The sequence below is a fragment of the Micromonospora sp. KC721 genome (assembly GCF_004348355.1).
Classification (GTDB): Bacteria; Actinomycetota; Actinomycetes; order Mycobacteriales; family Micromonosporaceae; genus Micromonospora.
This window is the reverse complement of the sequence record NZ_SMJY01000184.1, coordinates 1-12236: the sequence shown is the minus strand read 5'-3', so window position 1 is coordinate 12236 and position 12236 is coordinate 1. Positions and strand designations below refer to the sequence as shown.

The following is a 12236-nucleotide window of genomic DNA, read 5'->3' as shown; positions in this document are numbered from 1 at the left end:
TGCACCCCCTCACCGTAGTCCCCGCAGGCCCCGGACGCCCGCCCCCGTCTGCTCCTGTGGCGCCGCCGACCCGTGCCGGCACCGCCGGGGCCCGCGCAGGTCAGTGGGTACGATGAACCGAACGCGCCGCCACGCCGGCGTGCGCCGGTGCCCGCGCGCCACCTCGCTGAAGCCCGTCCGAGCAGCTCAGGGGAGCAATCGTGGAAAATTCGCCCAGCACCGACCTTCCTGGTGGCGCCGGCCACGGCGAGCCGGGCGGTCACCTGCCGGAGCTGCCGGCCGGTTCGGCGCGGGTGGTGCCGCTCGGCCTGACCTTCGACGACGTGCTGCTCCAGCCCGGCGAGTCGGACGTGGTGCCGAGCCGGGTCAACACCCGTACGAGGCTCAGCCGCAACGTCGAGCTGACCGTGCCGCTGCTGTCCAGCGCGATGGACACCGTCACCGAGGCGCGGATGGCGATCGCGATGGCCCGCCAGGGCGGCATCGGCGTGCTGCACCGCAACCTCTCCCTGGAGGACCAGGCGCTCCAGGTCGACCTGGTCAAGCGTTCCGAGTCCGGCATGATCACCAACCCGGTGACGGCCAGCCCGGAGGACACTCTCCGGGAGGTCGACGAGCTGTGCGGGCGCTACCGCATCTCCGGCGTGCCGGTGGTCGACGGTGAGGGCCAGCTCGTCGGCATCGTCACCAACCGCGACATGCGGTTCGTCTCCGACCCGGTCACCCGGGTCCACGAGATCATGACCCGGACGCCGCTGGTCACCGCCCCGGTCGGGGTGAGCAAGGACGACGCGCTGGCCCTGCTGCGCCAGCACAAGGTGGAGAAGCTGCCGATCGTCGACGGCTCCGGCCGGCTGCGCGGGCTGATCACCGTCAAGGACTTCACCAAGAGCGAGCAGTACCCGAACGCCACCAAGGACGACGCCGGCCGGCTCCGGGTCGCCGCCGCGGTGGGCGTCGGGGAGGACGCCTACAAGCGGGCCCGGACGCTGGTCGACGCGGGCGTCGACGTGCTCATCGTGGACACCGCGCACGGCCACCAGCGGGCCGTGCTGGACATGGTCCGCCGGCTCAAGGCGGACGTGGCCATCGACATCGTCGGCGGCAACGTGGCCACCTACGCCGGCGCCAAGGCGCTGGTCGACGCCGGCGCCGACGGCGTGAAGGTCGGGGTGGGCCCGGGCGCGATCTGCACCACCCGGATCGTCGCCGGGGTGGGCGTACCGCAGATCACGGCGATCATGGAGGCGGCGCGGGCCGCTCGGCAGGCCGGCGTCCCGGTGATCGGCGACGGTGGCATCCAGTACTCCGGGGACATCGCCAAGGCGCTGGTCGCCGGGGCCGACACGGTGATGCTCGGCAGCCTGCTGGCCGGCTGCGAGGAGAGCCCCGGTGAGCTGATCTTCATCAACGGCAAGCAGTACAAGGCGTACCGGGGGATGGGCTCGCTCGGTGCGATGCAGTCCCGCGGGCAGGCCAAGTCGTACTCCAAGGACCGCTACTTTCAGCAGGACGTGCTCGCCGAGGACAAGCTGGTCCCGGAGGGCGTCGAGGGTCAGGTGCCCTACCGGGGGCCGCTCTCCGCGGTCGCCCACCAGCTCATCGGCGGTCTGCGCGCCGCGATGGGGTACGTCGGCGCGGAGAGCATCCCCGAGCTGCACCGGCGCGGCCAGCTCATCCGGATCACCGCGGCCGGGCTCAAGGAGAGCCACCCGCACGACATCCAGATGACCGTCGAGGCACCGAACTACCACTCCCGCTGACCAACCCCCGAGACATCTGGAGTCCCCATGCGTGACGTGGTCGAGATCGGGCTGGGCAAGACCGCGCAGCGCGGCTACCACCTGGACGACATCGCCATCGTGCCGAGCCGCCGGACCCGGGACGTCGACGACGTCTCCACCAGCTGGCAGCTCGACGCGTACCAGTTCGCCATCCCCTGTGTCGGGCACCCCTCCGACGCCACGATGAGCCCCGCCTCCGCCGTCCGGCTGGGCCAGCTCGGTGGGCTGGGGGTGCTCAACGTCGAGGGCCTGTGGACCCGGTACGAGAACCCGACCAAGATCCTGGAGGAGCTGGCCGGCCTGGGCGAGGACGCCCGCGCCACCAAGCGGCTCCAGGAGGTCTACGCCGAGCCGATCCGCCCCGACCTGATCGCCGAGCGGGTCCGCGAGCTGCGGGCCGGCGGCGGCACGGTGGCCGTCCGGGTCTCCCCGCAGCACACCCTGGCGCTGGCCCCGGTGATCCTCGACGCCGGCGTGGACATCCTGGTCATCCAGGGCACGATCGTGTCGGCCGAGCACGTCTCCACCACCGACGAACCGCTGAACCTCAAGGAGTTCATCGCCGACCTCGACCTGCCGGTGGTCGTCGGCGGCTGCACCGACTACAAGACCGCCCTGCACCTGATGCGCACCGGCGCCGCCGGCGTGATCGTCGGCATCGGCGGCGACGACTGGTCCACCACCGAGTCGGTGCTCGGCATCCGGGTGCCGATGGCCACCGCCATCGCCGACGCCGCCGCGGCCCGCCGCGACTACCTCGACGAGACCGGCGGCCGGTACGTGCACCTGATCGCCGACGGCGACATCCAGACCTCCGGCGACATCGCCAAGGCGCTCGGCTGCGGTGCGGACGCGGTGATGCTCGGCGAGGCGCTGTCGCTCTGCACGGAGGCCCCGGCCGGGGGTGCCTGGTGGCACTCGGCCGCCAGCCACCCGTCGCTGCCGCGCGGTGCGTTCGAGGTGGCCGGCGAGCCGCTCGGGGAGATGGAACGGTTGCTCTTCGGCCCCGCGGACGAGCCGGACGGCCAGCTCAATCTCTTCGGCGGGCTGCGTCGGGCGATGGCCAAGTGCGGCTACCGCGACCTCAAGGAGTTCCAGAAGGTCGGGCTGGTCCTGGACCGCTGACCTCGACGAACCGCTCCGACGCGCCGGCCGGGCCGATAGGCTCGGCCGGTGCGTCGTCTCATCCCCCGGATCCGGCCGGCCCTCGCCGTGGCCGTGGCGGCGGCCGTGGTGCTGGTCGGGTGCACCGACGACGGCGACTCCCGCGACGGGTTCCGGCCCGGGGCGGCCGACGCCGGTGACCCGTACGTCCCGGGCCGGGGCAACGGTGGCTACGACGTCTCCGGCTACCGGCTGGCGGTGCGCTACGACCCGGCCAGCGACCGGCTCACCGGGCGGGTGACGGTGTCGGCCGCCGCCACCACCCCGCTGTCCCGGTTCAACCTGGACCTGGTCGGGCTGGACGTCTCCGAGGTCACCGTCGCCGGCGCGGTGGCCCGGCACCGCCGCGACGGGGACGAACTGGTGGTCACGCCGGCCCGCGGGCTGCCCGAGGGCGCCGGGTTCACCGTGGAGGTCGCCTACGCCGGGGTGCCGAGCGCCGTCCACGGCGGCGCGTTGGGCAGCGGCGGTTGGCTGCACACCGAGGACGGGGCGATCGCGTTGGGGCAGCCCGAGTCGGCGGCCACCTGGTACCCGGTCAACGACCACCCTTCCGACAAGGCCACCTACGACGTCGAGGTGACCGTGCCGGACGGTCTCGCCGCGTTGAGCAACGGCGTACCGGGCGAGAGGACCAGCGCGGACGGGTGGACCACCTGGCGGTGGCGCGAGGACGTGCCGATGGCCAGCTACCTGAGCTTCCTCGTCATCGGCGACTACCGGGTGGTCAGCGGGACGCACCGGGGCAAACCGATGGTGACGGCGGTCGCCGCCGACCTGCCGGCGGACGGGCCGGCCGCCCGGTCGCTGGCCCGCACCGGCGAGATCGCCGACTTCCTCGCCGAACGGTTCGGGCCGTACCCGGCGGCCGGGTACGGCGGTGTCGCGATCGCCGACGACCGGATCGGGTACGCGTTGGAGACCCAGTCCCGTCCGGTCTACGGGCCGGGCTTCTTCCGACGGGGCGAGCCGAACCCGTCGGTGGTCGTGCACGAGCTGGCCCACCAGTGGTTCGGCAACAGCGTGACGGTGGCGAGGTGGCAGGACATCTGGCTCAACGAGGGCTTCGCCACGTACGCCGAGTGGCTGTGGGCGGAGCAGCACGGCGGCCCCACCGCGCAGCTCGCCTTCGAACGCCGGTACGCCATCATGGACTGGTCGAAGCCGTCGCTGGACCCGGGCCGGTCGGCGATGTTCGGCAACGGTGTCTACCAGCGGGGTGCCCTGGCGGTGCATGCGCTGCGCCGCGCCGTCGGCGACGAGACCTTCTTCCGGATCCTGCGCGGCTGGACGGCGCAGCGGCGGGACGGCACCGCCACCACCGCCGACTTCGTCGGGCACGCCGAGCAGGTCGCCGGCCGGTCGCTGCGCCCACTGCTGGACGCCTGGCTCTCTGGCCCGTCCGCGCCCGCCCTGCCCTGACACGCGGACGGTCGTCACTCGGTACGCTGCCCCGGCGACCGGCCAGCCACGGCCGGCCGGCGATGGTCGCAGGCCACCGCCCGGCACGGGGAGGAACGCACGATGCGCGGGGTACGACAGGGCCTGTCGATGGGGATCGCCGTGGTGGCCGCCGCTGCACTCGGCCTGACCGGTTGCCCGTCCGGCGAGGCACCACCGGCGGCGTCGCCCTCGGTGAGCGCCGCACCGAGCCCGTCGCGCGACTACCGACCGGGCGCCGCCGGGGCCGGCGACGAGTACTTCCCCACCTACGGCAACGGTGGGTACGACGTGGGCGCCTACACGGTGAAGGTCCGCTACGACCCGCGTACCGACCAGCTCAGCGGGGTGACCACGGTCCGGGCCGCGGCCACCATGGACCTGGCGTCGTTCCATCTGGACCTGGCGGGCCTCACGGTCAGCGCGGTGACCGTGGACGGGGCCCCCGCCACCCACGTTCGGGAGAAGAACGAGCTGGTGATCACTCCGGCGTCCGGGCTCACCTCGGGCAACGGTTTCGTGGCCGAGGTCAGGTACGCGGGCAAGCCGAAGACCTTGAGGAACGCCGTGCTCGGCGAGGGTGGCTGGCTGCACACCGACGAGGGTGCGATCGCGCTGGGGCAGCCGGAGTCGGCGAGCACCTGGTTCCCGGTCAACGACCACCCCTCCGACAAGGCCACCTACGACTTCGAGATCACCGTCCCGGACGGGTTGACGGCGGTCAGCAACGGTGTGCCGGGCGGGAAGAGCAGCGCGGGCGGCTGGACCACCTGGAAGTGGGCCGAGAAGGCTCCGATGGCCAGCTACCTGAGCATGGTGGCGATCGGGAAGTTCCGGCTGACCACCGGGGTGCACAAGGGACGTCCGGTGTGGAGCGCGGTGACCACCTCGGTGCCCAGGGGCGCGGCGGACCGGTCGATCGCGCAGACCGTGCGGGTGGCCGACTACCTGGAGAGCGTCTTCGGGCCGTACCCGTTCGACGCGTACGGCGGGGTGGTGGTCTCCGACCCCCGGATCCGGTACGCGTTGGAGACGCAGAGCCGCCCGGTCTACTCCGCCGGTTTCTTCCGGCGGGGCGAGAACACCGAGGTGGTCGCGCACGAGCTGGCCCACCAGTGGTTCGGCAACAGTGTGGCGTTGACCGAATGGCAGGACATCTGGCTCAACGAGGGCCTCGCCTCGTACGCGGAGTGGCTGTGGAACGAGCACAACGGCCGGGGCACCGCGAAGCAGGCGTTCGACGTGCGCTATTCGGGGATGCCGGCCTCGGTGTGGAGTACGCCGCCGGGCAAGCCCGGGGTACCCAACCTGTTCAGCCGGTCGGTGTACGAACGCGGCGCGATGACCGTGCACGCGCTGCGGGTGGCGGTCGGTGACCGGGCCTTCTTCGAGATCGTCAAGACCTGGGCGGCGCAGAAGCGGGACGGGAACGCGGTTACCGCCGAGTTCGTGGCGCTGGCCGAGAAGATCTCCGACAAGCAGCTCGACGCGCTCTTCGACACCTGGCTGTACGGCACGAAGCGCCCGGCCCGCCCGGCGAAGCTCTAGTTCTTCACCCGCAGCTCGGGGTGGGCGGCCAGGTACGCCTCGGCGTCGCCCGCCTTGAGTGCGGTGAGGAAGCCGGTGCTCACTGGCTTGAGCTGTTCGCCCCGGTAGCCGCTGCCCTTGCCGACGCCGCTGCCGGGCAGCCCGACCAGGATGAGGCGGTCGGGGCTCAGTCCGCCGAGGGCGTATGCCAGGTCGACGATCCGGGGACCGCCGACATAGCTGACGGTGTCGCCGAGCGCGGCGACGACCTGCTCGACCCGGTCCGGCTGGCGGGCCAGGTCCTCGTCGAGGATCTTGGTGGCGAGGGCCTTGACGAGCTGCTGCTGGTGCCGCTGCCGGGCGTAGTCGCCGCCGGTGATGTAGCGCTGGCGCGCGTAGTCCAGCGCCTGCCAGCCGTTGAGGTGCCGTACGCCCGGCTCGTAGACCATCTGCGGCCCGACGTAGCCCCCGCCCGAGGGGGCCGGGTCGCGGTGCCGGCCGTCCGGTCTGCGGTGCAGCGAGACGACCCGCTGGTCGATGTGGAGGTCCACCCCGCCGAGGGTGTCGACCAGGCGGGTGAAACCCGGGAAGTTGATCACCGTGCCGGCGTCGATGCGCAGCCCGGTGTAGCCGGCGACGGTGCTGCGCAGCAGCTCGTACCCCTGGGTGGTGCTGGGCTGTCGCGGCCGGCCGGGCACCCGGCTGCCGTAGCTCATGGCGTGGGTGAGCTTCGTGCGCCCGCCCCGGTAGCCGGCCGGCGGGAAGGCCGGGATGTCGACCAGCAGGTCGCGGGGAAGCGAGAAGAGGTACGCCCGGTCCAGCCCGGCCGGCACGTGCAGGACCAGGACCGAGTCGCCGTGCGGCTCCCAGCCGGGGACGCTGACCCGGGTGTCGACGCCGACGAGGAGCAGGTTGAGCGGGCCGGTGACGGTGGCGGCTCCCGGCGGCGGGATGGTGTTGGGCGTGCCGGCGGGCGGCGTACCGGTCGGGCCGGTCGGGCCCGGCGGGCGTTGCGCCTCGTCACGGCCGACCAGTCGGGTGGCCACCAGGCTCCCGGCGAGCACCAGCAGGATCGCGGCGAGGGCGGCCAGCAGCAGGGCCCGTGCCCGCCGTGCCGACCCCGCGCCCTGAGTCATCCCGACACCCCCGTCTGTACAACGCTCCGACGGGCCGGTCGGGTTGCGGGCCACGGCCACCGGATCGCCGGCCACCCCATGATCACCCGGAAACCGGCACTGGCGCGATGGCTACCCGCCGGTAATGATGCCTTCATGCGGTACGACGTGGTGGTCGTCGGATCCGGCTTCGGTGGCAGCGTGGCCGCGCTCCGACTGGCCGAGAAGGGGTACCGCGTAGCGGTGCTGGAGGCCGGGCGGCGCTTCGCCGACGAGGAGTTTCCGAAAACCTCCTGGCGGGTCCGACGCTTCCTGTGGGCACCCCGGCTCGGCTGCTACGGCCTGCAGCGGATCACCCTGCTCCGCTCCGCCGACCGGAGGACCGGCGGTGGGGTGCTGGTGCTCTCCGGTGCCGGGGTGGGTGGCGGCTCCCTGGTCTACGCCAACACCCTCTACGAGCCGCTCGACGAGTTCTACGCCGACCCGCAGTGGCGCGACATCACCGACTGGCGCGACGAGCTGGCCCGCCACTACGACCAGGCCAAGCGGATGCTCGGCGTCACCACGTACCCGGTCACCACAGCGGCGGACCGGGCGATGCGGGCGGTGGCCGAGCGGATGGGGGTCGGGCAGACCTTCCACGCCACCCCGGTCGGGGTGTACATCGGCCAGCCCGGCCAGCGGGTGCCCGACCCGTACTTCGGCGGTGCCGGCCCGGAGCGCACCGGTTGCCGCCACTGCGGCTCGTGCATGACCGGCTGCCGGCACGGGGCGAAGAACACGCTGGTCAAGAACTACCTCTGGCTGGCCGAGCGGCTCGGCGTCGAGGTCCGTGCGCTGACCACGGTGACCGCGGTGCGTCCCGCGCCCGGCGGTGGGTACGCGGTGCACACCACCCGGACCGGCGCCTGGCTGCGCAAGCGCCGCCAGGTGGTCCACGCCGACCAGGTGGTCTTCGCCGCCGGGGCGCTCGGCACCCAGCGACTCCTGCACGAGATGAAGGCGACCGGCGTGCTGCCGGCGCTCTCCCCACGCCTCGGCGAGCTGACCCGGACCAATTCCGAGGCCATCCTCGGCGCGTCGGTCGGGCCACGGCAGGCCCGCGCCCGCGGGCTCGACTTCACCGAGGGGGTGGCGATCACCAGTTCGTTCCACCCCGATCCGCAAACCCACATCGAGCCGGTCCGCTACGGCCGCGGCTCGAACGCCATGGGCCTGCTGCAGTCGCTGCTGGTCGACGGCGGTCCGCACCGGGTCCGCCGCTGGCTGGCCGACATCGTCCGGCAGCCGGGGTTGGCCGCCCGGATGCTCACCGTCCGCCACTGGTCGGAGCGGACGGTGATCGCCCTGGTCATGCAGTCGGCCGACAACTCGCTGACCACGCGGCTGCGGCGCGGCCCGTTCGGCCGGCGGCTCGTCTCCGGCCCCGGTCACGGCACCCCGAACCCGACCTGGATCCCGGCCGGCAACCAGGCGGCCCGGCTGTTGGCCGAGGAGATCGACGGTACGCCGGGCGGGTCGCTGACCGAGCCGTTCGACATCCCGATGACCGCGCACCTGCTCGGCGGGGCGGTGATCGGGGCGTCACCGGCCCAGGGGGTGGTCGACCCGTGGCACCGGGTGTACGGCCACCCGGGGCTGCACGTGGTCGACGGCGCGGCGGTCTCGGCGAACCTCGGCGTCAACCCGTCGCTGACGATCACCGCGCAGGCGGAACGGGCCATGTCGTTCTGGCCGAACCGGGGGGAGGAAGACCCGCGCCCGGCGCTGGGTTCGGCGTACCGCCGGGTGGCGCCGGTGCCGCCGCGGAACCCGGCGGTCCCGGCGGGGGCACCCGGCGCGCTGCGGCCCTGACCGGTGCGTCGCTCGGCGCCGGCCCGTTCGGCGGGGACACCGGCCGTGAGCGGCGGCGACAGTCCGCGGCACGCCCGGTGCCCGGCCCGTGCCCGGGGCGGGGGTGACGGTCGGTAGGCTTTCTGCACATGAGCACGCCTCGCCCCGTCCTCGTGGTGGACTTCGGAGCCCAGTACGCCCAGCTCATCGCGCGCCGGGTGCGCGAGGCGAAGGTCTACTCGGAGATCGTCCCGCACTCGATGCCGGTGGAGGAGATGCTGGCCAAGAAGCCGGCGGCGATCATCCTCTCCGGCGGCCCGTCCAGCGTCTACGCCCCCGGCGCCCCGCAGATCGACGCGGGGGTGTTCTCCGCCGACGTCCCGGTCTTCGGCATCTGCTACGGCTTCCAGGCGATGGCCCAGGCGCTGGGCGGCACGGTCACCAGGACCGGCAACCGCGAGTACGGTGGCACCCCGCTGCGCGCCCGCGCGGACGCCGGCGTGCTGCTCCGGGAGCTGCCGGACGACCTGCCGGTGTGGATGAGCCACGGCGACTGCGTGACCGAGGCCCCCGAGGGCTTCACCGTCACCGCCGAGTCGGCGGGCGCTCCGGTCGCCGCGTTCGAGGACCTGGCCGGCCGGCGGGCCGGTGTGCAGTTCCACCCGGAGGTCGGGCACACCGCGCACGGGCAGCAGATGCTTCAGCGCTTCCTGTACGACATCGCCGGCATCGAGCCGACCTGGACGCCCGCGAACATCATCGACGACCAGGTCGCCGGGATCCGCGAGCAGGTGGGCGACAAGGAGGTCATCTGCGGGCTCTCCGGCGGCGTGGACTCGGCGGTCGCCGCCGCGCTGGTGCACCGGGCGGTCGGCGACCAGCTCACCTGCGTCTTCGTCGACCACGGCCTGCTGCGGGCCGGCGAGGCCGAACAGGTGGAGAAGGACTACGTCGCGGCCACCGGCATCAAACTCAAGGTCGTCGACGCCCGGGAGCGGTTCCTCGGCGCTCTGGCCGGGGTCACCGACCCGGAGCAGAAGCGCAAGATCATCGGCCGCGAGTTCATCCGGGTCTTCGAGGCCGCCGCCCGGGAGATCGCCTCGCACGGCGACGTGGAGTTCCTGGTGCAGGGCACGCTCTACCCGGACGTGGTCGAGTCCGGTGGCGGCACCGGCACCGCCAACATCAAGAGCCACCACAACGTCGGTGGTCTCCCGGACGACCTGAGGTTCGCCCTGGTCGAGCCGTTGCGCACGCTGTTCAAGGACGAGGTCCGCACACTCGGGCTGGAACTGGGCCTGCCCGAGGCGATGGTCTGGCGGCATCCGTTCCCGGGGCCGGGCCTGGCCATCCGGATCATCGGCGCGGTGGACGAGGAGCGGCTCGCGGTGCTGCGCCAGGCCGACCTGATCGCCCGGGAGGAGCTGAGCAACGCCGGCCTGGACCGGGGCGTCTGGCAGTTCCCGGTGGTGCTCCTGGCCGACGTGCGCAGCGTCGGTGTGCAGGGTGACGGGCGCAGCTACGGGCATCCCGTGGTGCTGCGCCCGGTCTCCAGCGAGGATGCGATGACCGCCGACTGGTCGCGGCTGCCCTACGAGGTGGTGGCCCGGATCTCCACCCGGATCACCAACGAGGTCGCCGAGGTCAACCGGGTGGTCCTGGACGTGACCAGCAAGCCGCCGGGCACCATCGAGTGGGAGTGAGCCGACTCATCCGGCCGCCGTCGCGGACGCCGGCCGGGGTTCCGGCTACGGAGCGGGCCGGCTGGTCGGAATCACCTCGGTCGCCGGCTCGATCGTTTCGGTCTGTGGCTCGGGATCCGGATCCGGCGTGGTCGGCCGGGTGGCGATCGGCACGGTGGGTGGTTCCGGTGCCGGCCGGTCGGCCGGGATGGCCTGGACCGGCGTCGTCGGGTCCTGCGGCGCGGGCGCCGGGGTCGGCCGGGGCGCGGCCATCGGCGGGCCGGCGGGCGGCCAGCTGACCGGTGGGGCCGGCGGAGCCGGCGGAGCCGGTGGGCTGGTGTTCGTCGGGTGCGGCCAGGCGGGGGCGCCGGGCGGCTCCTCCGGCATCAGGAACCACATGATCGGGTACGCCAGCGCGGCGATCCCTCCGGTGGCCAGGGCCGCGACGGCGAACACCACCCGGACCAGGGTGGGGTCGACGGCGAAGTACCGGCCGAGGCCGCTGGCCACGCCGGCGATCATCCGGTCGGTGGTGGGCCGGCGGAGCTGCTTGTACGGGGCCTGGGGTGGCGGTGTCGGGGTCATGCCTCCACGGTCCGCCCCGGGTCGTCGGACCGCCTCGGTGACTGCCCGGATCCGTACCCTGATCGATCCCTGATGGTCCAGTTCAGAGTCAGGAATCCGACACTTTTCCATGGCGGTAACTGGTCACGGGGACAATTTCGTCTCGTGACCACCTTGCTGGAGCCGCTTCGCAGGATCGCGGCATACGCAGTTTGTGCTGATTCAGTCGGCCGAGTGTTGCTGGTCCGCGCATCGGAGCGCTCCGGCACCCCCGGCGTGTGGTCCCTGCCCGGTGGGGCGGTCGACCACGGTGAGGATCCGAAGCACACCGTCGTGCGGGAGACCGCGGCCGAGACCGGGTTGTCGGTCGCCGTCTCCGGTCTCGACGACGTCCTCGCCGACATGCGCGCCCTGCCCGATCGGGGCATCACCATCCACACCGACCGGCTGATCTACCGGGTCGGGGTGCGTGGCGGCACCCTGGCCGACCGGGTGGACCGTCCGACCGACCTGGCCCGGTGGTACACCCTCGACGAGGCGCGCGAGCTGCCGCTACGGTCGTTCACCGCGCGTGCCCTGGGGCTGCCGGCCGCCTCGGCCGACATCGTCCCGGACGAGCCACCGGAGTTCCCCTCCTTCTACGCCGTCCCCGGCCCGGACGGCCTGCACCGCGCGCAGCGCTTCGCCGCGTACGCCGTGGTGACCGACCCGCAGGGGCGGGTGCTGCTGACCCGGGTCTCCGACGGGTACCCGGGCGCCGGCTGCTGGCACCTGCCCGGCGGCGGCACGGATTACGGTGAGCAGCCCGGCGCGGCTCTGATCCGGGAACTCGTCGAGGAGACCGGCCAGACCGGCCGCCTGATCGGGCTGCTCGGGGTGGCCAGTCACCGCGATGCCGCCTCCCTCGGTCCGGAGGGCTATCCGATCGACTGGCACGGCGTACGCGCCTTCTACCGCGTCGTCGTCGACAAGCCCGCGCCGCCCACGGTCGCCGACGTCGGCGGTTCCACCTGTGAGGCCCGCTGGTTCGCCCGGGAGGAGTTGGGCGCACTTCCGACGGAGCGCCTGACCGAGGTCACCGCCGAAGCCGTCCTGGCCGCCAACCTCACCTGACCCCACCCCCATCC

The 12236-nt window shown here is 73.0% G+C and carries 9 protein-coding genes; 7 read left to right on the top strand and 2 right to left on the bottom strand.

Annotation, left to right across the window (positions count from 1 at the left end; all coding sequences use genetic code 11):
• Positions 1-200: 200 nt before the first annotated feature.
• The 4 genes from guaB to E1182_RS24550 all read left to right on the top strand — a co-directional run bounded on the left by guaB (position 201) and on the right by E1182_RS24550 (position 5936).
• On the top strand, positions 201-1763 hold the full coding sequence (gene guaB, locus E1182_RS24565; protein ID WP_132269445.1) for an IMP dehydrogenase: 1563 nt from the start codon (positions 201-203) through the stop codon (positions 1761-1763).
• A 27-nt stretch (positions 1764-1790) separates the two neighbouring features.
• Complete coding sequence (locus E1182_RS24560) at positions 1791-2909, top strand: GuaB3 family IMP dehydrogenase-related protein (RefSeq protein ID WP_132269443.1); 1119 nt, start codon at positions 1791-1793, stop codon at positions 2907-2909.
• Positions 2910-2957: 48 nt separating this feature from the next.
• The gene (locus E1182_RS24555; protein ID WP_132269440.1) at positions 2958-4370 is read left to right on the top strand and encodes a M1 family metallopeptidase; all 1413 of its coding nucleotides are present in this window, start codon (positions 2958-2960) and stop codon (positions 4368-4370) included.
• A 102-nt stretch (positions 4371-4472) separates the two neighbouring features.
• Entirely contained in the window at positions 4473-5936 is a 1464-nt protein-coding gene (locus E1182_RS24550) for a M1 family metallopeptidase (RefSeq protein ID WP_132269438.1), read from the top strand.
• Here the strand turns inward: E1182_RS24550 and E1182_RS24545 are convergent.
• Positions 5933-7051 carry an LCP family protein gene (locus tag E1182_RS24545; protein WP_132269436.1) on the bottom strand — a complete coding sequence of 373 codons (1119 nt, stop codon included), beginning with the start codon at positions 7049-7051 and terminating at the stop codon, positions 5933-5935. The two genes, E1182_RS24550 and E1182_RS24545, sit on opposite strands and share 4 nt — an antisense overlap.
• Before the next feature lie 135 nt (positions 7052-7186).
• On the opposite strand from E1182_RS24545, the gene E1182_RS24540 reads away from it, so the two are divergent.
• Both E1182_RS24540 and guaA read left to right on the top strand, forming a co-directional pair.
• Positions 7187-8884, top strand: a complete 1698-nt coding sequence (locus tag E1182_RS24540) for an FAD-dependent oxidoreductase (protein WP_132269434.1) — start codon at positions 7187-7189, stop codon at positions 8882-8884.
• A 128-nt stretch (positions 8885-9012) separates the two neighbouring features.
• Positions 9013-10566 (top strand): glutamine-hydrolyzing GMP synthase, encoded by a 1554-nt coding sequence (gene guaA / locus E1182_RS24535; RefSeq protein WP_132269432.1) that lies wholly within the window; start codon positions 9013-9015, stop codon positions 10564-10566.
• 45 nt (positions 10567-10611) lie between these two features.
• Here guaA and E1182_RS33075 read toward each other — a convergent pair whose 3' ends face one another.
• A complete protein-coding gene (locus tag E1182_RS33075) occupies positions 10612-11130 on the bottom strand; it encodes a PspC domain-containing protein (protein ID WP_132269430.1) in 519 nt (172 codons plus the stop codon).
• A 144-nt stretch (positions 11131-11274) separates the two neighbouring features.
• Here E1182_RS33075 and E1182_RS24525 point away from each other — a divergent pair, with 144 nt between their 5' ends.
• Positions 11275-12222 (top strand): NUDIX hydrolase, encoded by a 948-nt coding sequence (locus E1182_RS24525; RefSeq protein WP_132269428.1) that lies wholly within the window; start codon positions 11275-11277, stop codon positions 12220-12222.
• The last annotated feature ends 14 nt before the right edge of the window (positions 12223-12236 follow it).